Source organism: Nitrospirota bacterium (assembly GCA_016178585.1).
In the GTDB taxonomy this organism is placed as follows: Bacteria; Nitrospirota; Nitrospiria; order JACQBW01; family JACQBW01; genus JACOTA01.
On the sequence record JACOTA010000036.1, the window covers coordinates 1 to 21,714 of the forward strand.

Below are 21,714 nucleotides of genomic sequence, written 5' to 3' on the forward strand. Positions count from 1 at the left end.
ATTATTTTTCTTTCGCCTACCATATTCTTTTAACAGCCTTTGCTGGTCCGCTAACACTTCAAACAAAAGCTCCCGCATGAGGTCGAACGCCTTGAGAATCTTGGGCCGGGCCAGCTGATAAAAAACGGTGTTCCCCTCGCGGCGGGACAACACCACCCCTTTTTGTTTCAGGATGGCCATCTGCTGGGAGAGGTTGGCTTTGGGGACTTTGAGTATCGAAAGGAGCTCCCCGGCAGAGAACTCTTTCTCACGGAGGGTATTTATGATCTTCAGCCGCTTGGGATTGGCCAGAGTGGAGCAGATTTCGGCGTGGAGCCGGTACACTTGGTCTTCCAGGCCATTTTTATTTTTCCGCATGGAGGACTCCTTATAATAATTATGTGTTTCGCAATATCGAAACTTGTAACCATTTTAGGCGTTCCACTCACATTGTGTCAAGAGAAAACTATCCGAATCAATTTATTTTAATGAAATAAGTTGAGGGGGAGGGCTCCCGTCCCAACAGGCATTGCCTGCTCAATCGCCCGGTGAACAAACTTATGCGCTTCTTCAATGGCCAGATCAACCGAATGACCTCTGGCCAAACAGGCTGTAATGGCAGCTGACAAGACACATCCAGCTCCGTGAACTTTTTTGTCGATTTTAGGGCTTTTCCAGGTTTGGAAGGAGTCTCCGTCATAAAAAAGATCCACCGCTTCATTGGTTAAATGGCCTCCTTTCACTAAAACGAATTTAGGACCAAGGTCATAAATCTTTCTTGCCGCTTCCTCCATCTCTGAAACCGTGTTGACGGGGATATTTGTTAAAGAAGAAGCCTCTTTCAAATTAGGGGTAACCAGGAACGCAAAAGGGAAAAGGAGTTTTTTTAAAGCGTCGACTCCTTTTTCTTCAAGAAGGCGGAATCCTGATGTCGATCGGATAATTGGATCGATGACCAGATGAGTCGGTTTAGACTTGAGAAAGGTTTGATAAAGACGCTCAACGTTTTCATTGGAAAAGAGCATCCCTGTTTTCATGGCATCGATGGAAATGTCTTCAAATAGAGAGGCCACCTGTTTCTCAAAAAGGTCGGGAGGGATAGAAACCACCTCAGAAATACCCATGCTATTTTGAACCGTCAGAGCCGTTGGAATGGCCATTCCATAAACTTCAAAACGGGTAAAGGTCTTTAAGTCGACCTGGATCCCGGCTCCTCCCGAGGGATCTGATCCGGCAATTGAAAGACATGTTTTCATGAAATCCCTTTTCAGCAGCCTCCTATTCGAGTTTTAAATGAACAACGGAGAGAGGATTAACCCTCGCGCCATTGATCATCATTCCCCAATGAAGATGAGGCCCTGTTGCCCGGCCGGTCTTACCCACGAGGCCGATTTCCTCTCCTTTTTTAAGTTTCTGCCCTTTTTTGACTTCTGACTTGTATAAATGAAAGTATTCTGTAAATAGACCTTGCCCGTGGTCAATAATGATCCCGTTTCCGCTGAAGAAATGGTTGACCACACCGGCAACGACTCCGTCATTGGTAGCATAAACCGGCGTTTTTTCTGGCGCGGCGATGTCTTCCCCTGTATGTGGATTCCGGGGCTCTCCATTAAATATCCTTCTAAGCCCAAAAGTGCTTTTGGGAGTCCCTGACACTGGCATAATAAAATTTCCCTGCCAGCGCCTTTTCCCTGAAAAAAATGACAAAATCGTGTGGATCTCCTCTTTATCCCGTTTAATCCTGTCCATCTGCCGGCGGGAGGGGTTTACAAATTGACCGGGGACCTGGATTTCCTGTCTTCCAAATTGATTTGGCAGAATATGGATTGTGGCCAGGATTTCTCCCGACTGAAAATCTGTCACGTTCTGGTCTGAAGTGCCCTGGTCTAAATCAATACCCAGAAGCGTTCCAAAATTTCTTGAGCCCGAGATTCGATCAAAAAATATTTTTTTTCCTAAAAAACGACCTTCCAGTCGAGAGGCCTTTTGATCGAAAAAAACTGTCAGAAAACCAACTTCCCCTTGTTTAATTTCATAAACAGGGGGAGGAGAAGGTTCCGCCAGGATGGGCTGGGTCAGAGAAATGAGTAAAAAAACAAAAAAAAAGCTTGAAATAAATACCCTCATCTCGAAGAAAGATTTTCCGAAGCAATCAGCTCGCTGACTCTTCTGTTCGTGGGCGAAAAAGGGTCCATGCACAAAATCGTTTCCTCCCAATAACCGTTTAACTTCAAATAAGTCCAATCGACCGTATAGGATCGGTTTTTTTCTTTCGCAAATTTAATAAAATCCCCTCTCACTTTCGCGCGGGTCGTTTGGGGGGGTGTATGCATGGCCTGGTCAATCCCTTCTTCGGTGCATAACCGTTTAATAAATCCTTGCTTTTCCAGCAAATAATAAAGCCCCCGGCTTCTTTTTACATCATGATACTGTAAATCAATCAGCGCAATACGAGGGTCCTCCCAACCGCACTCTTTACGGCTCATATAATTTTCGATCAAACAGAGTTTCGCCACCCAGTCAATTTCCTCAGCAAGCGCTCTGGGTTCTTCTTCCAACTGATCTAATGTCGCTTTCCATCGGTCAAGAATCTTTATTTCTTCGGAGGAAGCCTCTCCATGGTCAAGGTATTCGCTGGCCTTTTCAAGATAAAATCTTTGAATTTCAATGGCAGAATATTCTTTTCCATTTTCAAGCTTAACCTTTTTTTTTAACGTAATATCTCTCGAAATTTCCCGGATGGCCTTTACAGGATCATCCATCTCCAACCCGGAAACACCGAATCCGGCTTCGATCATGGATAAAACAAGAGAGGTAACACCGACCTTCAGGAAAGTCGTAACCTCCGACATATTCGAATCCCCCACAATGATATGGAGACGTCTGTATTTTTCGGCGTCTGCATGAGGTTCATCGCGGGTATTGATGATACTTCTGGATGACGTCGTCGAGGAAGAGGTCTTTTCATGAATATGCTGGGACCGTTGGGATATAAAATAATGCCCGCGGCCGGAAATTTTTAAAACCTTGCCCGATCCGGTAAAAATTTGCCGGGTCACGAAGAAAGGGATCAACTGTTCCGTAACTTTCCAAAAATCGACCTCTCTGACCATAAGGTAATTTTCGTGGCAGCCGTACGTATTTCCCATCGAATCGGTATTATTTTTAAAAATATAAATATCTCCGGAGAGACCTTCTTCTTTTAACCTTTTCTCAGCTTCGGGGAGGCAGGTCTCCAGCAGTCTTTCCCCCGCTTTATCATGGGTTACGACGTCTATAAGATCGTTGCATTCAGGGGTCGAATATTCCGGATGGCATCCCGTATCCTGATAAAAACGGGCCCCGTTGGGAAGAAAGGCGTTGGAGGGCCAGCTATTTGGGATCAAACCTTCAAAAATATATCCCAAAACTTTTTCCAGGGGAAGATAGATCCGGCCATTGGGAGAAAAGATCAGGCCATATTCGTTTTCAAGTCCAAAGATTCTGTTTTTCATCCCAATGTCACCGTATATTTCGTGGCGCCTGATTGATTACTGGAGGCGCCCGGCGGCCCTCGCAGGGCATCACCTATCCTGTTTCTTTTCTTCACCCTGTCGAGTATGGTGTGATTTCATCCAGACTCAGACGCCTGAATTTTCGTCCTGCCCGTGTTTGGTCCAGAACGGCGACCTCAAGACCCTGAACAGTCAGTTTTTGATTATTAATCGTTTCCAAAGCTTCCTTGCTGAGTTTAAACATCGCTTTCAAAGGCTGCCCCGGTGTGAATCTCTCCTTTAAAAATCCTTTAAGTTCGTCAGCTTTTCCACCGATCGCGGTAAAGCCTTTTTCATCCGAGATACTTCCATCGAAATCAATCCGATACATTTCATTCGGCCTTCCTTCCTCTGAAACGGCAACCACCAGAATTTCGACTTCCAGGGGTTTGATTTCTTGACTGAAAATTGTTCCGAGAGACTGCGAATAGGCATTGGCCAGAGATTTAGCCGTCACATCTTCCCTGCTGTACATAAAACCCTTTAAATCAGCGTGCCGAATACCGGCCTTTCTTAAATTTTCAAATTCACTATACTTTCCGGCGCCCGCAAACGCAATATTATCATAAATTTCCGAAACTTTATTTAAAGAACTGCTGGGATTATCCGCTAAAAATAATACCCCGGCATTAAATTCCAAAACGATGATTGAACGGCCTTTCGCGATTCCTTTCTTCGCGTATTCCGCTTTATCCTGCATGATTTGTTCAGGTGAAACATAATACGGCAACGCCATGTTTAACTCTCCCTGGTGTGTTCGATTAAGGACTGGGCGACCGATTTAATTTTTTCATCGGAAACCTCAATAAGGCCCTCTTTCCGAATCACGCTGATGTTCGGATAAATCCCCCGGATAACGTCCGGGCCTCCGGTTGCGGAATCTTCTTCGGACGCGTCGTACAGCGCTGAAATCGCGATACGGATCGCTTCATCTTCGGGCAAATTCTTCTTAAACATTTTCTTTATCGAGTTTTTGGCGTCTTTTCCACCGGAACCGGTGCTGTAAAACTCGGCCTCTTCATAATGGCCGCCGGTAATATCATATTTAAAAATCCTTCCCTCACTCTTCTTAAGGTCGAAACCCGCAAAAATGGGAATGACAATTAAACCTTGGAACGCCAGGGGAAGATTGGACTTGACCATTTCGCCAAGTTTATTCGCCTTTCCTTCCAGGGTAAGCGATGCCCCTTCAAGTTTTTCATAATGCTCTATTTCTGTCTTAAACAACTTGACCATTTCGACGCAAGGACCTGCGGCGCCGCTGATTCCGACGGCTGAATGCTCATCCGTTTTAAATATTTTTTTCATGGTTCGATCAGCAATCTGATGCCCTTCCGTTGCCCGGCGGTCCCCCGCAATCACAACGCCCTTTTCAAATCTGAGCGCCAGAATGGTTGTTCCATGAAGAATCTTCATAGAGGAATTCTGGTCTTTTCCATAAAAGGATAGGGGCTGGTTTTTTAAATGAGGGTACCGGGTCGTCAATAATTGGTAAAAACTTGAGTCTTGGTAGTCGAACTCAAAGTTCTCCACTACTCGCCTCCTTTTTGAACATAATTTTTAACAAACTCTTCTGCGTTTTCTTCCAATACATCGTCAATCTTGTCCATCAATTTATCCAGATCGTCTTTTATTTTTTTTCCTTTTTCCGCGACGTTAGCGCTTGGAGCGGCTTCCTCTTTCTTTTCAACCTCTTTTTTCTTGTCCTGTTTCTTCTCCTGCCTGGCCATTGATCTCACCCCCTTCCGCAAAGCTTGCCCGCTGGCCTCCAATCCCTCTTTTAGAGTCCGAACCGTTCGACCGCGAAACTAATTTTTTTCTTGTCTTTATGATGCCAGCTGACGCAACAATTCTTGAACTGAATAGGAAGAATTAAGAATCTTTTCGACAAGGACCTTGGTCCCTCTAAATGGATCCAGCAAAGGAATTTTTTTAACCGTTGTATTTCCTAAATCAAATAAAACAGAGGTCCAGCTCGCGGCATAAATTTCCTTGGGAAACTTTCTCAAACACATTCCTCGAAAATAAGCCCGGGTTCCTTCGGGGGGAAATTCCATCGCCCTGGTTATTTCTTCATCGGTAATGAGCCGATTGACGTAGCCGCTCCGCTCAAGGGCGTAATAAAGTCCTTTTTCCGGCGAGATATCATGGTATTGTAAATCCATCAGAGAAACTCTGGAATCATTCCAGTCGCATTTCTTTCTCTCCATATAGGTTTCGATCATCTCTTTTTTGACCAGCCAATCCAGCTCTTTGGAAAGGAGTTTGGGATCTTCTTCAAGCTGATCCAAGACGTTCTCCCATTTAGACAAACATTCCCTGGAAAAACCGTCGTCTTCGTTCTCAAAAAGCCTTTTCGCTTTTTCCAAATAGACCCGCTGAATTTCAATCGCGGTCTTTTCCCGACCATCCGCCAATTTATATTTTTTCTTTAATGTCAGGTCTCGGGACACCTCTTTGATCGTTCTTACCGAATTTTCAAAAGAAATTCCAGACTCTTCAGATTCCTCAATAACCGCTAAAACCAGAAGCATAGTCCCCACCTTCAGGTAGGTGCTGATTTCTGACATGTTGGAGTCGCCCACGATTACATGAAGCCTTCGGTATTTCGCGGAGTCCGAATGAGGTTCATCCCGGGTATTCATAATCGGCCGCTTGACCATGGTATTTAAATCAACCAGGACTTCAAAAAAATCAGCTCTTTGAGAAATCTGATATTGAACGGAATCCGACCTGTTCTCGCTCCCGACCTTTCCGGCCCCCGTAAAAATCTGCCGGGTCACTAAAAAAGGAACTAACTCCTTTAAAAGGCGCTCAAACGGGACGTTTCGGTCCACCAGGTAATTTTCATGATAACCGTAGCTATTTCCCTTTCCATCGGTATTGTTTTTATAAAGGATTGTGCCGTTTTCCCGATGATGAGTTCTGTTGCAGGTTTCCCTGCTTAAATCCAAAATTCTTTCTCCGGCTTTTTCATAAGCCACCACCTCGCGAGGGGTCAAACACTCAGGGGTTGAAAATTCAGGATGCGCTCCGTCTACATACAATCTCCCGCCGTTAAACATGAGTTTGTTTAACATACGATTGTATTCAGGCCCGGGCCTTTCTTTTTCACCCTCGATTTCAAACCCTCTGGCATCGTTTAGGGGATTCTCATTTTCATAGTCCCACAAAATATGCGTCGCGGGAAGCAAGGGACAGCTTCCGACAAGCAAGATGGAATTACTGACAGGATCGGTCGACCCGCCGTCGCGAACGACTATTCCGAATTCTGTTTCAGTCCCGACGATTCGTGATTTCATAAATAATGCCCTGTGGTGACGGTTTCGACTCTCCTCGGTTTATTTGACTTGCCGCCTATCGTACGGACATGAATAATCTTCTCGCTCTTTCTGGCGGCAATTTTAGCCCAATCGTCCGGATTGGTCGTATTGGGAAGATCTTCATTTTCTTTAAATTCATCTTTCATCGCCTGGATCAAATCTTCCAGTTTTATGCCTTTTTCCCCTTTGGTTATCATTCGTTTAATTGAATATTTCTTGGCTCTCGAAACCACTCCCTCGATCATGGCGCCGCTTGAAAAATCCTTGAAATAAAGCGTTTCTTTCTCGCCATTGGCATAGGTCACCTCCAGAAACTTATTTTCTTCGGACGTCTCATACATAAAATCGACCGCTTCATCGATTAACCGCTTAACCGTCGCTACCCGATCGTCTCCGTTCTTCTGAAGTTCGTTTTTGTGATAGGGAATATCCAGGACCAAATATTTTGAAAAAATGTCTTTTGCGGCTTCTTTACTTGGCCTTTCAATCTTAATTTTAATATCAAGGCGCCCCGGTCTTAAAATAGCCGGATCAATTAAATCCTGCCGGTTGCTCGCGCCAATGACGATTACATTCCTTAACTTTTCTATCCCGTCAATCTCTGACAAAAACTGTGGAACAATAGTGGACTCCATATCCGATGAAATTCCAGATCCCCTGGTTCTAAACAAGGAATCCATTTCATCGAAAAAGACAATGACAGGGATGCCGTCCTGGGCTTTCTCTTTGGCTTTCTTGAAAACTTCTCTAATATGACGTTCACTTTCACCGACATACTTATTTAAGAGTTCGGGACCTTTGACATGAAGAAAGAAACTCTTGACTTCCCGGCCTAATTCTTTCTCTGTTCTTTTGGCAATCGAATGGGCAACGGCTTTGGCAATTAAGGTTTTACCGCAACCCGGAGGACCGTAGAGCAAAACCCCCTTGGGAGGAGACAGCTTATGGTCCTTGAAAAGCTCCGGATATAAATAAGGGAGCTCGATTGCATCTTGAATAACTTCAATCTGTTCTTTTAAACCGCCAATATCTTCATAAAGAGTCTCCGGGACCTCTTCTAAAACGACTTCTTCAATCTCCGATTTGGGAAGTTTCTCCAAAAGATATCCGGTTCTCGTATCCAAAAGAATGTGATCCCCTACACTCAGTTTTTCCTTCAGCAAAGGTTCTGCCAGTTCAGCGACTCGTTCTTCATCCGCATGAAGACTCACAATCAGGCGATGCTCATCCAGGATATCTTTAACCCGCGCCACCTCTCCCTGGAACTCAAAGCCGCACGCTTCCACCACGTTTAGGCCTTCATTTAAGACCAACTGCTGCCCCCTCTTTAACTCAGAAGCTTTAATTTGAGGGTGCAGACTCACCTTCATTTTCCGTCCGGAGACGTAAACATCTACCGTTCCATCTTCATTCAATCCCGAAAAAACACCGTACGCCGAGGGAGGACTGCTTAACTTCTCGACTTCATTCCGAAGGGCAGCGATTTGTTCTTTCGATTCTTGAATGAGCGCAACCAGTTTTTCATTTTGCTTATGGGCCTGATCCAGTTGTATTCGGGATAAATGGTGTTGATGAAGTTCTTCCTCCATCGATCTTAATCGGCTCTCAAGCCTTTGAATCTCGCTCTCGTATTCGTCAACTTTTTTTTCGGAAGACATCTCATTCCCGCTTATTTGATCAGAAAGTTTTTTTATGGTCGTTTTAAATGGATTTGCTTTCACTTTTTTTGGATCACCCATTTTGATTTCCTTTCAAAAACTTTGAGATCTCTTCTTGGTAAGTTAAGTGAAATCTTTGCCCGTGAAATAATTCTATCACCGAAGATTTAGTTGGTCAACTTCAAGCGCCGTTTCATTTACCGTTCATCCTTCGAATCTGCGCTAAAAACTCCTGAGCGGCCTCGCGAACCCTGGGCGCATTGAGAACCGCAGAGACACAAGCGACGCCGCTCGCCCCTGCATGCAGAATTTCTTCCACACGGTTCACGGTGATTCCGCCCAACGCAAATACCGGAATTTTGACCTTCTCAACAATGGACTTAAATAGAGCCAATCCGAGGGGTTCGCCCATCTTCTGTTTAGAGGGTGTAAAGTAAAGGGGCCCTAGCGTAATAAAATCCGCGCCCTTTTCTTCGGAGAACAAAGCTTCTTCAAGAGAGTGGCAGGAAACCCCGATCAGTCTTTCGGGGCCAAGGATTCTTCTTGCGACGGAAGGGGATAAACTATCCGATCTTAAATGGACGCCATCTGCTCCGACGCTTAAACAGACATCCATGCGGTCATTAATAAAGAGAAGGGCTTTTTTTTGGAAGGTCAGTTCCCGGATTTCAAAAGCAAGGGCCAGGAGCTCTCTAACCGGGAGGTCTTTTTCACGAAGTTGAATGGCCTGTATTCCCCCGGCAAGAGCGCTGTTTAAGACTTCTTTTAAAGGCCGTCCGAGGGTTTGTTTCCTGTCCGTAATGAGGTAGAAATCAAAATCAACTCTGTTCAATCATTCCTTCTATGGGACTGCTGGCCTGGGCATATAGACGTTTTGGCATTCGACCCGCGCGAAAAGCCAGTCGACCTGCTTTGACCGCGAAGTTCATGGCTTCCGCCATTAAAATCGGCTCTTTGGCGGAAGCAATGGCCGTATTCATCAAAACAGCGTCGCATCCCATCTCCATTGCAATCGAGGCATCGGAAGCCGTTCCAACGCCGGCATCGACAATAATCGGAATCTTAACCGTTTCCATGATGATCCTCAAATTATAAGGGTTCCTAATTCCCAGGCCAGAACCGATCGGAGCGGCCAGCGGCATGACCGCAGCACACCCGATTTCTTCGAGTTTTTTTGCCACAATCGGGTCATCATTGGTATAAGGAAAAACAATAAAACCTTCCTTCACCAGAATTTTAGCGGCCTCTAAAAGACCCGCCGTATCCGGAAAAAGCGTGCGGGGATCGCCAATTACTTCAAGCTTTACCATGTCGGACACCCCTGCCGCTCTGGCTAATCTGGCCGTTCTCACGGCCTCTTCCACGGTATAACAACCAGCGGTATTCGGGAGAATCTTGTATTGCCTGGGGCTGATATAATCAAGCAGGTTTTCCTGATTTTTATCGGTAATGTTCACGCGCCTCACGGCCACGGTCACGACATCGGCTCCAGAGGCTTCAATAACCTTCTTCGTCTCCTCAAAATTTTTATATTTTCCTGTACCCACCCATAGCCGGGACTTAAAGTTTATTCCGGCTATCGTCAGCTGTTCATCCTGATTCATTCCTGTTACCCTCCGCCGACAAAATTAATGATCTCGACCCTGTCGTCATTTTTTAAAAAATGGGCCCTAAATTCTTTCTTGTCCAATATTTGCTGATTAACCTCAACGGCAACCAGGTCAACCACCATTCCAAGTTCGTGCAAAAGCTGGAGGACATTCATTTCTCCGGAGAATTCCCACATCTGCCCGTTTACCGCAATTTTCATATGGCTTTATTATATGATGGCTAAAAGAAGGGTGTCAACGACTTCAATCGACCCAAGACCAGCGATAGACTTCGCACCCACTTATTAATCATGTCATTGCGAGCACCGAAGGGTGCGTGGCAATCTTATCGTAAAGTCTTGAGATTGCTTCACTTTGTTCGCAATGACAGCTTTCTAACTCTGTTCTAAACCAAACTCCCGGGTTTTTCAACAAGCATAAAAGAAGGTATTGTTTAGATGAGTTGATTAACTTTTGCGGCCATGATGAAGTCATTCTCATGAAGGCCGTTAATTTTGTGGGTGTAAAAGATGATGTTGCAGTAACCCCATCCAAAGTTGATATCCGGATGATGCCCTTCAGATTCAGCCAGGTCTCCCACCTTATTGACAAACTTTAACGCGGAAACAAAATGATCAAACTTGAATTTTCCTTCAATTTTCGCAGCCCCTTCTTTCAACTCCCACCCGGGAACTTCAGAGATAAGCTTCTCCGCTTCTTTTTTTGAAAGCGGCGGGATTCCTCCTTTACAGGGGACACAGGTTTTCGCCGACAAACCCACGGGATTCCTCCTTTCCTGATCCGTCGATACAGAATATCTAACCGGCAGGTTAAACCCTCAGGGGTCATCCCTGCCGGTTTTTGTTATTTAGGGCCAGAATTTTTTTCTACAAATTTCTTGATCTCTTCAAGATTTTCCAAAATCAATTTCGCTTTTTTCAAACCGAATTGAAATGGAAACTTATCGTCTGGACCCTGACTTAGAACAAGCATGGGATTCCCTTTAAATTCCGATTCTGTCGCCGGCATAATGACTGACTCCTTCCTGTTGGATAAATGAAATAAATGATAACGATTTAAAAAACATTTTGCTATAGTACTCAATATGAAAATTTCTGTCAAAGTAAAACCCAACGCAAAAACAGAAAAAATCGGGAAGATATCAGAATCCGAGTTTACCGCCTCTGTCAAAGCTCCCCCGCATGACGGAAAAGCCAACACGGCCCTCATTGCCCTCCTGGCGGACTATTTTAACGTCCCCAAAAACCGCATTACCCTGTTAAAAGGAAGCTCATCCAAACAAAAACTCATCGAAATCCTATAATTTTTTTATAACCTCCATGACCTGCGGCGCAATCACCCCCCAATTTCCCGAAGAAACTTTATTGACGGAAATAAAATCCTGCATCATAAATACACCCTCTACCCCGGCAACCTCAAAAATCTGTTTTGCAACCGGCGATTTTTCGGCTTCGGTCTTATTGTTATACATTTCCATGCCGCTTTGGACAATTTTTTTATTTAAAACAAACTTCATGCTGTTCGGGTTGGGGGTGGGTTGCATTCGCACTTGCGTTTCATTCATCGGTCACTCCTTGTGATTAAAACACTCTCATGGCCTGGTCATCCGCGTGATAGGAGCTTCTGACCAGCGGGCCCGACTCGACATGAGGAATGCCCGTCTTTTCTCCTAATTCTTTAAACCGGATAAATTCCTCCGGAGCATAATAGCGCTCCACAGGCAAATGGTCTTTGGTCGGTTGAAGATACTGTCCAATTGTCATAATATCACATTGAATTAAAACCAGCTCTTCCATGACCTTTTTAATTTCATCCAGGGTTTCTCCCAGGCCAACCATAATCCCTGTTTTGGTCGTAAGTCCGCTTTTTTTGGACCGGTCGAGCACCTCCATAGATCGGGAATATTTCGCCTGGGGCCGTACCTTTGAATATAACCGGGGTACCGTCTCAAGATTATGGTTTAAGATATCCGGTTTTACATCCAGGATTTTCAATAGGGCGTCATAGGATCCCTGAAAATCCGGAATCAAAACTTCGATCGTACAGTCCCGGTTCTGGGCCCTTACCTCTTCAACCGTGTTTGCGAAGATCCCGGCTCCTCCATCTTCGAGTTCGTCCCGGTTAACCGACGTGATCACCGCGTGATTCAAACCAAGGCGATTAACGGCCCTTCCAACTCTGCGGGGTTCATCCCAATCCAGTCCCGACGGTTTACCGGTGGTGACAGCGCAAAACCCGCAGCTTCGTGTGCAAATATCCCCAAGGATCATAAAGGTCGCGGTCCCGCGGTTCCAGCACTCCCACTGGTTCGGACATCTCGCCTCTTCACAAACCGTATGAAGACCCAGCGTCTTTACCAAACTCTTCATTTGTTGAAACTGAGGTCCGTTTTCCAGCTTGACCTTAAACCAGGGTGGAAGCCGTTGCCTATTTGAGGGGCTCACGTCGCCCCCTTCACCGGCAAAGCCGGACGAAGCTTCCCCCTCTCGCTCGCTTTGCTCGCTGAGTAGATCATCTCGATCCGTATTTCCACTATTTAATTTCCTTTCCAGATGTGAATGGCTTTTCCAAAGACATCCTCTGAAGCTTCCATGATCGCTTCAGAAAGCGTGGGATGAGGGTGCACAGTGCGGGCGATCTCTCCGGCGGTTGCTTCGAGCCGTCTGGCGAGAACCATTTCCGAAATATGTTCCGACGCGTCGATGCCGATTAAATGGGCTCCGAGAAGCTCTTCGGTTTCGGCGTCCGTCACCAATTTGACAAACCCATCCGTTTCCCCAATTGCGACCGCTTTTCCATTTGCCCGATACGGGAACATCCCGATTTTAACTTGATACCCTTTTTCAACCGCGGATTTTTCAGTATACCCCATACTCGCCACCTGCGGCTGGCAATAAACACAATTCGGAATCGAAAGATAATCGAACGGGGGAGGGTCTTTCCCAAGAATTTTTTCCACCGCGGTAATTCCCTCTGCCATTGCGGTATGGGCCAAAAGAGCTTTACCGGCCACATCCCCAATGGCATAAACATTCGATATAGAGGTTTGCATAAAGGGACCCACCTGAATAAACCCTTTTTGGGTTTTGACACCGATCTGATCCAAACCGATATTTTCCGAATTAGGGGTCCGGCCGGTTGCCACCAGGACTCTTTCAAAAACCTTCGTTTCCTCTTTATCTTTGGATAAAAGCTGCGCAAGCACCTTACCGTTTTCCTCTTTTAGAGCGCCTAATTGACAGCCTGTTTTCACCTCAATTTTCTGTTTTGAAAAAGCTTTCCCCAGAGTTTGTCCGATTTCTGCGTCCTCTCTGGGAAGGAGCGACGATTCAACTTCAATCAAAGTGACTTTTACACCGTAACTGGAAAAAATATAAGCAAACTCAACTCCGACAGCGCCTCCTCCCACAATCAAAAGGTTTTCCGGAAGACGGGTGAGCAGAAGCGCTTCCGTACTGCTCATGACGAGCTGACCATCTATTTCAATTCCGGGGAGGGATCTGGCCCTCGATCCGGTCGCGATGATGATATTTTGGGCCTGAATCTCCTTCTGGTCCGTTTTGGATTCAACCGTCAAGGATTGAGGAGTTCGGATGATCCCCCGTCCCATGATTAAATCGACTTTATGTTTTTTTAAAAGGAATTCAACCCCCTGGGTCAACCGCGAAACCGCTTCCTGACTCCGTTTCACAGCGACACTATAATCGATTTTTAAATGGTCATAGGTAATTCCAAATTCTGACGCTTTTTTAATGACCGAAACGATTTCGGCGTTTTTAATCAACGCCTTGGAGGGGATGCATCCCCGGTTTAAACAAACTCCCCCGACCTTTTCTTTTTCAATAATTGCAGCTTTCAACCCCGACTGAGCCGCCCGAATGGCGGACACATATCCGCCAGGGCCGGCGCCCAATACCACAAGATCATAAACTTTTCCTTGAGTCATTTGATCCACCACAATGTCTTTTTATTCAGGGGCCCATGCGGTTTCACTCCGTGAAATCCTCCGCTGCCCCCGAACCCCACGTTCGGCACAGGCAAAGCCTGTTGCCTCCCTTATAAAACCAGTAATCCGGGGTTTTCCAAAATTTTTTTCAATTCCTGAAGAAATTTGGCTCCCCCAACGCCGTCAATCACACGGTGGTCGCAGGACAGCGTCACCTGCATCCGCTTTCCAACCACAATTTGGCCTTCCTGAACAACGGGCTCATGACGTAAGCTTCCAACCGCCAAGACCCCGGCCTCAGGAGGGGTAATAATCGCAATAAAGTGATGGACATCGTAAGCGCCCAAGTTCGAAATGCTGAAAGTTGCGCCGGTATATTCCTCCGGAGAAAGTTTTCTTTCCCGCGCCCTTTGAAACAGGGGTTTTGTTTCTTTTGCAATCTGTCCCAAAGATTTAGACTCACACCCTTTTATCACCGGAGTAATGATTCCGTCTTCAAGCCCCACCGCAACCCCGATTCTCACCTCTTTATGGTATTCCAGATGATCTTCAACAAACGAAGCGTTCATTTGAGGGGTTTTGGTTAAAGCAATCGCACAGGACTTGATGAGGATATCGGTCAGGCTCACTTTTTCATTTCCCCGACTTTCCATTTCCGTTTGAAATTCACAAGTTTTTTCCATATCAATATCTGACACCACGTAAAAATGGGGAACCGGTATTTTGCTCTGCGCCATCGAGCGAACAATGGCCTTTCGCATCTGGCTTAACGGTTTAATTTCAGAAGGAACTTCCCCGTGCCGTTCTCTTTTTCCCATACCAACAGAATTTAATAAATCCTTTTCAACAATTCTTCCGCCGGGGCCGCTCCCTTTAATTTCCAGCAAATCAATCCCCTTTTCTTTCGCTATTTTTTTGGCCAGAGGAGACGCCTTGACCTGTTGAGCCGTTTTACTTGATCCACCTTTGACGAACCTTTCGTCCCGCAAAGGGTCCGTGCCCCTCTTGTTTTGATCGGGCTTTTGCAGATTTTGCTGAAAAGATGGAAGTTTTTCAAATTCCGCCGCAGAAATATCTTCATCTTTTCCCGCAATAATGGCTAATAAGTCCCCTGCGGGAACCGTAGCGCCTTCTTTGACCAGAACTCTTTTTAATATCCCGGAACCATAGGCCTCCAGATCCATCACAGCCTTATCCGTTTCGATCTCAGCCAGAACATCCCCGCTTTCGACCGCGTCTCCTTCTTTTTTATACCATTTCAGCAACACCCCTTCTGTCATGGTATCCGTTAGTTTGGGCATCACTACGCGACTGGCCATATCTTCCTCAGTTCAGGGTCTTTTTAATGGCTGCCATGACTCTCTCTTTATCGGGGATTGCCGCCTTTTCGAGATTTTTAGCGTAAGGCATGGGCACATCTATTCCGGTTACCCGTTCGATAGGCGCATCAAATGCATCAAATGCCTGACCGTAAAGAATACTCGATATTTCCGCTCCTAAACCGCAAAAACGCCATCCTTCTTCAACAATGACGGCCCGATGGGTCTTTTTTATTGAAGAAACAAGCAACGGAACATCCAGGGGCTTCAGTGTTCTGGGATCTATGACTTCCACGGAAACTCCCTTTTGTTCAAGATCGCGAGCGACATCCATGGCCAGGTGGAGCATTTTGGACCAGGCGATTAACGTCACGTCGGATCCTTCCTTTTTAATCTCCCCTTGTCCGATCGGGATCAGATATTCTTCCTCCGGCACCTCTCCTTTTTGGCTGTAAAGCTCCTGGCCTTCAATAAAAATAATCGGGTTCCCGTCCCGAATCGAGCTTTTTAAAAGACCCTTCGCGTCTTTTGGAGTAGAGGGCGCTACCACTTTTAAACCTGCCACATGGCAAAACCACGATTCAAGGCTTTGGGAGTGCTGGGCGGCAAGCTGACGGGAGGGGCCTCCGGGTCCCCTTACAACCATCGGAACTCTAAATTGTCCTCCAGACATATACTGAATTTTTACCGCGTTATTGACAATCTGATCCATAGCCAATATGGCAAAATTAAAGGTCATCATTTCAATAACCGGACGGAGCCCCATCATGGCGGCTCCAACACCGACTCCCGTAAATCCCAATTCCGTAATCGGCGTATCGATAACCCTTTTTTCGCCGAATTCCTCAAGGAGTCCTTTACTGACTTTAAACGCTCCCTGATAGTACCCCACCTCTTCACCCATTAAAAAAACCCGGTCGTCCCTGCGCATTTCTTCTCTTAACGCTTGATTCAAGGCTTCCCTGTAAAGGATAGACGGCATTTATCGCGTTCCTTCAACTGTGACATCTGTCGTTAGGGTGTTTAGAGGAGGGAACGGGCTGGCGTCCGCGTACGCGATCACGCCTTCGATTTCCTGCTGAATTTTCTGATCCATTTTTTTAAATGTCTGTTCATCCAAAACCTTTTCCGCCGATAATTTTTTAAAAAACTGTTGGATAGGATCACGTTTTTTTTGTTCCTCAACCTCATCTTTGGTCCGGTAATGTCCATGGGAAGGATCCGACATGGAGTGCCCCATATAGCGATAAGTCCGCATTTCAAGAAACGAAGGGAGTTGCTTGTTCCGCGCCCGGTCAACCGCCCTGGTTACACTTTCCCTGACCTGCAAAACGTCCATTCCGTCGACCTGTTCCAAGTGGAGACCATAACCCGATCCTCGCAGTGAAATATTATACAGGGAAGACGCTCGTTCGACAGGGGTTCCCATCCCATAACGGTTATTTTCACAAATATAAATGACCGGGAGTTTCCAGAGAGACGCCAGATTGAGCGATTCGTGAAACGCCCCCGTGTTAACCGCTCCTTCTCCGAAGAAACAAAGGACCACCTGGGGTTTCTGTTGATATTTAAGCGCAAACGCAACACCGGTTGCAACCGGAAGATGCCCCCCTACGATGGCGTAACCTCCGAGAAAATGGGTCGCAGTGTCAAAAAAATGCATGGATCCGCCTTTTCCCTTGCAAAGCCCGTCAATCCTCCCAAACAATTCAGCCATGACTTTTTTGGGGTCGCTTCCTTTGGCAAGACAATGCCCATGATCACGATAGGCAGACACCACATAATCCTCAGGCAAAAGAGCCGATATGGCTCCAACGGCCACCGCTTCCTGGCCGATATAAAGATGACAGAACCCGCCTATTTTTCCAAGGGAATACATTTCTGCGGCCTTTTCTTCAAACCGACGAATCAGCAACATTTGGCTGAGCAGGTGTTTTTCTTCTTGAGGGCTCATCTCGACAGGAATTCTCCTATTTATCCAGTCAACGGAAGCGGCATTGGGTTCGTGAAAAAGAATGGATCACCATAAAAATAGAAGATTAAAAGATTAAGAGGAGGTTTGTCAATTTTTGTTTTTGATCAGGGTTTGCCGTAGAGGTGCTGAACCTTGCCCATATCCACAAAAATCTGGCCGTCCTCTTGAACTAAAGGAAGGGAAAAAAGAGATTTTCCGGCGCAGGGTCCGCTGACACATTCACCGGTCACCGGCTTGTAAAGCGCTCCATGGGTTTTACAGATTAAAAAACCTTTCTCTTTGGTGTAAAATTCATTGGAGTCCCAATCCAGGGTAATTCCCATATGACGACATTTGTTCATATAAGCAAAAAACTTCCCGTTTTCATTCAGCACAAAACCCTCTAATTTTTGTCCGTCTAGAGAAATTGAAAACTTCGCGGTTTGGGAAGGTTGAATTTTTTTCTCGGGAAAAAGAAGTAAAAGATTTCGATTAGACGGCACGGGTGCAGTTTTTTTGATTTTTGATAAAAGAAAAGGTTTTGGCTTCCTCATGAATCCGGGTAAGCTCGTCGATGGACAATCTCTGGCTTAATTTTTCATTTTCCCGGTTCTGACACGTTCCAGAAACCGTTGTGTTATCGGTGCAAATAGCAACCGGAATTCCATATTCCAGAAAAGTGAAAATCGGGTGTTCCTTTCCGGCTTTAACGGCGCCGGTCTGGTAATTGGATGTCCAGCAACACTCCACCAGAATTTTTTCAGACGCAAGTCTTTTGAGCAACTCTTTATCCTTAACCGCCGAACAGCCATGACCAATACGGGTTACTCCCAAGTCGTCAATGGATTGCCAGATAAATTCCGGGCCTTCGTCCTCCCCCGCGTGGGCCGTTAATCCCAGTCCACCCATCTTTGCAATTTTAAAAGATTCTCCAAACAGTTTCGGAGGGTTTCCCCGTTCCGCTCCGGCAATATCGAAACCGATAACCCCCGTGCGGTCATGAAGATGCTGGGCCTCTGCAATAGCCTGACGGGCGAGAATTTTAGCGATGTGAGGCCCTTGATGCCTCATGGCGATAATAATGAGACCCGCTTCCACATCATATTTATCTTTTGCGCGGTTAATGCCGGTTAAAACAGAACTGATCGCCTGGCGAATCGTCAAACCGGCAAAAGTGTGGATGATGGGCGAATATCGCAACTCAATCAGCCTGACCCTGTTCTGGTATGCTTTTTCAATGATCGCCTCGACCACCAGGGTAATATTTTCATAAAATTGGGTAACCCATTGTGGATAATGAAATTTATCCAGATAACGTAAAAGAGTCCCCTCTTCGTCTTCCTGAAGAGTCAAAAGCTTTTCCATCTCCTCAAGGGTATCAACGGGATTGAGACCATGTTTTTTCATCAAATCCCATGTGAGTTTCACTGGAATCGAACCATCGACATGCTGATGAAGTTCCACTTTTTCAATTTCTGAAATCGGATATTGAATTTTAGAATTCATGAAGGGACCCTCCTCACCACTTTTTTAAAGTATAGATTAACAGGATACCTACGTCAATTATTCTCACCGCCCCAAGACCAGCGATAGACTTCGCACCCACTTATTAATCATGTCATTGCGAGCACCGAAGGGTGCGTGGCAATCTTATCGTAAAGTCTTGAGATTGCTTCACTTTGTTCGCAATGACAGCTTTCTAACTCTGTTCTTGGAAAGTTCGATAACATAACTCTACACTAGGAAGGAGGTGGTCCGATGCATAGTGCCAATTTGACCAGTGAGGTGGCTGAGCGTTAGCGCTCTCGCTTCAAAGACCCTCTTTACAGCGAAGATCTTTCTTTGCGCAGGGTGCTTTTGAATGGGGGAGCGTAAAACCAATTCCACTCAGAACACCAAACCCAAGAGTCTCTTGACCCCGGTCATCAAGAGCGGTCATATTTGGCCGTCAACGCTTTTGGGTTTATTTTTTTTGGCCTGGTTTTTTGGCCTGGTAGACAAAATCATTATCCGATGCTACCCTTTTTAATAAGGCTTTTGGAGTAAGGTTTTTATTGACCAAGCCGGAAGGAGTTCCCCATGCAGCCTGTCCTGGAGCAACAGATTAAAAAGTATCAAGACCCTGCCATCATTCAGCTCATTGAACGCTACTTTGAAGAAAATGACGCGGCGAATATTTACCTCCAGATCGTGCAGGAACAAAAGGGAGAACTTATCATTGATCATGCCGCTATTCGATGCATGGATGTCGACAAAAGGGCCAAAGAGTTTCTTAACACCGGCTATGAACACAAAAGTGAAATGATTGAATACCCCGAACAGGGATGGTGGGCTAAAGTTTACCGGAAGAAGAACCACCCGGCTTTATTTATAGATCAGGATTATACGGAAAAAAAAGGAGCGAACAGCCCCATTACCCCCTGGGTGAAAAAATTCGGAGACAGGGTCCTCCATCACATTGCGGTCCGGGTGACCAATATTGATCAAACCAAAAAAGAAATGGAACAAAAAGGGGTAGAGTTCTCCGGTGACATTATCGGAGCGCCCGGAACCCGCTTAAGACAAATTTTTACTGCCGCAGAAATAAAAAATGGCTCTCCTTTTACCGTGCTGGAATTGACTGAACGCAACAACTACGACGGGTTTTACCCCGACCAGGCAGACGGATTAATGAAATCTTCCACTAAAACCAAATCCGCTTAACTTGAAATAATACTGACAAAATTGCGGGTGATTGTGGCTGTGGCCCCCCAGATCCGGTAATCTTGATACTGAAAGACATAAAATTCTCTTTTATGTCCATCTTCATCCAGGAGAAATTCCTGCCGGCAATTGGACCGGTCCAGCAAAAAGGATAAGGGCACTGAAAAAACCTCTGAAAGTTCCTTTTCACATATTTTAACAGAAAAAGGGTAAGAGACTTTTCCCACAAAAGGGGAAATATTAAATCCAGTAACCGTAATGTGATCGTCAAGTTCCCCGACGATTTCAATTGAAACCGGGTCTATTCCAACCTCTTCCCATGTTTCTCGAATCGCGGTTGATGCCGCATCCTGATCTTCGGGATCTCTCATCCCTCCAGGAAAGGAAATCTGTCCCTTATGATGTTCTACTTCGTCGGTTCGTTTGATAAAGAGTAGATGGAGTTTTCCCTCTCTTTCAAAGAGGGGTAAAAGCACCGAGGCGGGTTTGAGATGAAGCGATATTTTAGCCCTCTTTTTGTAACTTTTTAATCGTTTCTGGATAAGGTCATACATAAGAGAAATTTTATGGAATATTTTCCCGGGTGTCAATTACTCATAAAAAAAGCCTGCCGACGAATCGACAGGCTTTTTATTAATTCCGGCAACGTCCTACTTTCCCACACCCTCGCGGGTACAGTATCATCGGCCCTGAAGAGCTTAACTTCCGTGTTCGGGATGGGAACGGGTGTGACCTCTTCGGTATAGCCACCGAAAACTTGCTCTGATTCGCCGATAAGGCACCATTTGCTTCGTTCTCGCCTCTCAGTCTCCGAGATGTACCACAAAGCTTGCTTGCAAGTGGTTCCACAACGAAGCTATGACTTTCACTTTTATAGCCTCAGTCGCCTTCATGGCTGCGGCCTCGTCACTAATGCCTTCTCAAAAATCAGTAACTTTAACTAATTTACTGAAAGACAAAAACAAAACCCTTAGACCATTTGATATGGAGGGCCCGTCCGGTTTCACTTCGTGAAATCCTCCGATGCCCCCATACCCCACGTTTCGGACAGGCAAAGCCTGATCCTCACGTCTTCAAAACCTAATTAGCTCGAGATAAATTATATGGTCAAGCCGCACGGCCAATTAGTACTGGTTAGCTTAAGGCCTCACAGCCCTTACACATCCAGCCTATCAACCTGGTAGTCTACCAGGGGCCTTTAGGTGGCTTATGCCACGGGATATCTTATCTTAAGGCAGGTTTCCCGCTTAGATGCTTTCAGCGGTTATCCTTTCCCGACATAGCTACTCAGCGCTGCCGTTGGCACGACAACTGACACACCAGAGGTCAGTCCATTCCGGTCCTCTCGTACTAGGAACAGCTCCTTTCAAATATCCTGCGCCCACACCAGATAGGGACCAAACTGTCTCACGACGTTTTGAACCCAACTCTCGTACCGCTTTAATGGGCGAACAGCCCAACCCTTGGGACCTACTTCAGCCCCAGGATGCGATGAGTCGACATCGAGGTGCCAAACCCCCCCGTCGATGTGAACTCTTGGGGGGGATAAGCCTGTTATCCCCGGCGTACCTTTTATCCGATGAGCGATGGCCCTCCCACGTAGGACCACCGGATCACTAAGTCCGACTTTCGTCCCTGCTCGACTTGTTGGTCTCGCAGTCAAGCTCCCTTTTGCCTTTACACTCTACG

General features: G+C 46.0%; 25 protein-coding genes and 2 rRNA genes. 2 read left to right on the forward strand and 25 right to left on the reverse strand.

The genetic code is table 11. The features are described 5' to 3' along the window. From HYR79_06380 to HYR79_06445, 14 genes are all read right to left on the reverse strand, one after another. Positions 1-357: winged helix-turn-helix transcriptional regulator (locus tag HYR79_06380; protein MBI1821321.1), on the reverse strand; the 357-nt coding region annotated here is incomplete at its 3' end. 107 nt (positions 358-464) lie between these two features. Then, positions 465-1,235, reverse strand: coding sequence for a bifunctional hydroxymethylpyrimidine kinase/phosphomethylpyrimidine kinase (gene thiD, locus HYR79_06385; GenBank protein MBI1821322.1), 771 nt, complete (start codon positions 1,233-1,235; stop codon positions 465-467). A 22-nt stretch (positions 1,236-1,257) separates the two neighbouring features. Beyond that, a complete protein-coding gene (locus HYR79_06390; GenBank protein ID MBI1821323.1) occupies positions 1,258-2,106 on the reverse strand; it encodes a M23 family metallopeptidase in 849 nt (282 codons plus the stop codon). Continuing rightward, positions 2,103-3,473: a Pup--protein ligase gene (gene pafA, locus HYR79_06395; GenBank protein MBI1821324.1), complete on the reverse strand. Its 1,371-nt coding sequence runs from the start codon at positions 3,471-3,473 to the stop codon at positions 2,103-2,105. Before pafA ends, HYR79_06390 begins: the two co-directional genes overlap by 4 nt. 91 nt (positions 3,474-3,564) lie before the next feature. Then, entirely contained in the window at positions 3,565-4,248 is a 684-nt protein-coding gene (gene prcA / locus HYR79_06400; protein MBI1821325.1) for a proteasome subunit alpha, read from the reverse strand. Positions 4,249-4,250: 2 nt separating this feature from the next. Then, entirely contained in the window at positions 4,251-4,928 is a 678-nt protein-coding gene (prcB, locus tag HYR79_06405) for a proteasome subunit beta (GenBank protein ID MBI1821326.1), read from the reverse strand. A 116-nt stretch (positions 4,929-5,044) separates the two neighbouring features. Continuing rightward, the gene (locus tag HYR79_06410) at positions 5,045-5,242 is read right to left on the reverse strand and encodes a ubiquitin-like protein Pup (protein ID MBI1821327.1); all 198 of its coding nucleotides are present in this window, start codon (positions 5,240-5,242) and stop codon (positions 5,045-5,047) included. A 96-nt stretch (positions 5,243-5,338) separates the two neighbouring features. Continuing rightward, positions 5,339-6,814, reverse strand: a complete 1,476-nt coding sequence (locus tag HYR79_06415) for a proteasome accessory factor PafA2 (GenBank protein MBI1821328.1) — start codon at positions 6,812-6,814, stop codon at positions 5,339-5,341. Then, on the reverse strand, positions 6,811-8,574 hold the full coding sequence (gene arc / locus HYR79_06420) for a proteasome ATPase (protein ID MBI1821329.1): 1,764 nt from the start codon (positions 8,572-8,574) through the stop codon (positions 6,811-6,813). The genes HYR79_06415 and arc overlap by 4 nt, the downstream gene beginning before the upstream one ends. A gap of 112 nt (positions 8,575-8,686) precedes the next feature. After that, on the reverse strand, positions 8,687-9,325 hold the full coding sequence (gene thiE, locus HYR79_06425) for a thiamine phosphate synthase (protein ID MBI1821330.1): 639 nt from the start codon (positions 9,323-9,325) through the stop codon (positions 8,687-8,689). After that, a complete protein-coding gene (locus HYR79_06430) occupies positions 9,312-10,097 on the reverse strand; it encodes a thiazole synthase (GenBank protein ID MBI1821331.1) in 786 nt (261 codons plus the stop codon). The genes thiE and HYR79_06430 overlap by 14 nt, the downstream gene beginning before the upstream one ends. Positions 10,098-10,102: 5 nt before the next feature. Beyond that, positions 10,103-10,303, reverse strand: a complete 201-nt coding sequence (thiS, locus tag HYR79_06435; protein ID MBI1821332.1) for a sulfur carrier protein ThiS — start codon at positions 10,301-10,303, stop codon at positions 10,103-10,105. Positions 10,304-10,536: 233 nt separating this feature from the next. Beyond that, entirely contained in the window at positions 10,537-10,863 is a 327-nt protein-coding gene (locus tag HYR79_06440) for a 4a-hydroxytetrahydrobiopterin dehydratase (GenBank protein MBI1821333.1), read from the reverse strand. Between the two features lie 83 nt (positions 10,864-10,946). Then, positions 10,947-11,111 (reverse strand): hypothetical protein, encoded by a 165-nt coding sequence (locus tag HYR79_06445; GenBank protein ID MBI1821334.1) that lies wholly within the window; start codon positions 11,109-11,111, stop codon positions 10,947-10,949. A 76-nt stretch (positions 11,112-11,187) separates the two neighbouring features. On the opposite strand from HYR79_06445, the gene HYR79_06450 reads away from it, so the two are divergent. Then, positions 11,188-11,406, forward strand: coding sequence for a DUF167 domain-containing protein (locus HYR79_06450; protein MBI1821335.1), 219 nt, complete (start codon positions 11,188-11,190; stop codon positions 11,404-11,406). Here the strand turns inward: HYR79_06450 and HYR79_06455 are convergent. From HYR79_06455 to add, 8 genes are all read right to left on the reverse strand, one after another. Then, positions 11,401-11,667, reverse strand: a complete 267-nt coding sequence (locus tag HYR79_06455; protein MBI1821336.1) for a NifU N-terminal domain-containing protein — start codon at positions 11,665-11,667, stop codon at positions 11,401-11,403. The genes HYR79_06450 and HYR79_06455 overlap by 6 nt on opposite strands. A 16-nt stretch (positions 11,668-11,683) precedes the next feature. Then, entirely contained in the window at positions 11,684-12,655 is a 972-nt protein-coding gene (gene lipA, locus HYR79_06460; GenBank protein ID MBI1821337.1) for a lipoyl synthase, read from the reverse strand. Beyond that, positions 12,640-14,049 carry a dihydrolipoyl dehydrogenase gene (lpdA, locus tag HYR79_06465; protein ID MBI1821338.1) on the reverse strand — a complete coding sequence of 470 codons (1,410 nt, stop codon included), beginning with the start codon at positions 14,047-14,049 and terminating at the stop codon, positions 12,640-12,642. Before lpdA ends, lipA begins: the two co-directional genes overlap by 16 nt. Before the next feature lie 110 nt (positions 14,050-14,159). Continuing rightward, complete coding sequence (locus tag HYR79_06470; protein MBI1821339.1) at positions 14,160-15,368, reverse strand: 2-oxo acid dehydrogenase subunit E2; 1,209 nt, start codon at positions 15,366-15,368, stop codon at positions 14,160-14,162. Positions 15,369-15,375: 7 nt separating this feature from the next. Then, positions 15,376-16,350, reverse strand: a complete 975-nt coding sequence (locus HYR79_06475; protein ID MBI1821340.1) for a pyruvate dehydrogenase complex E1 component subunit beta — start codon at positions 16,348-16,350, stop codon at positions 15,376-15,378. Continuing rightward, positions 16,351-17,322, reverse strand: a complete 972-nt coding sequence (gene pdhA / locus HYR79_06480) for a pyruvate dehydrogenase (acetyl-transferring) E1 component subunit alpha (protein MBI1821341.1) — start codon at positions 17,320-17,322, stop codon at positions 16,351-16,353. It lies immediately after the preceding gene. 125 nt (positions 17,323-17,447) lie between these two features. Further along, positions 17,448-17,825, reverse strand: a complete 378-nt coding sequence (locus HYR79_06485; protein MBI1821342.1) for a Rieske 2Fe-2S domain-containing protein — start codon at positions 17,823-17,825, stop codon at positions 17,448-17,450. After that, positions 17,815-18,828, reverse strand: a complete 1,014-nt coding sequence (gene add, locus HYR79_06490; protein ID MBI1821343.1) for an adenosine deaminase — start codon at positions 18,826-18,828, stop codon at positions 17,815-17,817. Before add ends, HYR79_06485 begins: the two co-directional genes overlap by 11 nt. A 573-nt stretch (positions 18,829-19,401) precedes the next feature. Here add and HYR79_06495 point away from each other — a divergent pair. Continuing rightward, positions 19,402-20,025, forward strand: a complete 624-nt coding sequence (locus tag HYR79_06495) for a hypothetical protein (GenBank protein MBI1821344.1) — start codon at positions 19,402-19,404, stop codon at positions 20,023-20,025. Here the strand turns inward: HYR79_06495 and HYR79_06500 are convergent. The 3 genes from HYR79_06500 to HYR79_06510 all read right to left on the reverse strand — a co-directional run. Continuing rightward, positions 20,022-20,579, reverse strand: coding sequence for a CoA pyrophosphatase (locus HYR79_06500; protein ID MBI1821345.1), 558 nt, complete (start codon positions 20,577-20,579; stop codon positions 20,022-20,024). The genes HYR79_06495 and HYR79_06500 overlap by 4 nt on opposite strands. 83 nt (positions 20,580-20,662) lie before the next feature. After that, a 5S ribosomal RNA gene (rrf, locus tag HYR79_06505) occupies positions 20,663-20,779 on the reverse strand. Between the two features lie 345 nt (positions 20,780-21,124). After that, positions 21,125-21,714: ribosomal RNA gene (locus tag HYR79_06510) — 23S ribosomal RNA — on the reverse strand; the annotation flags it as partial.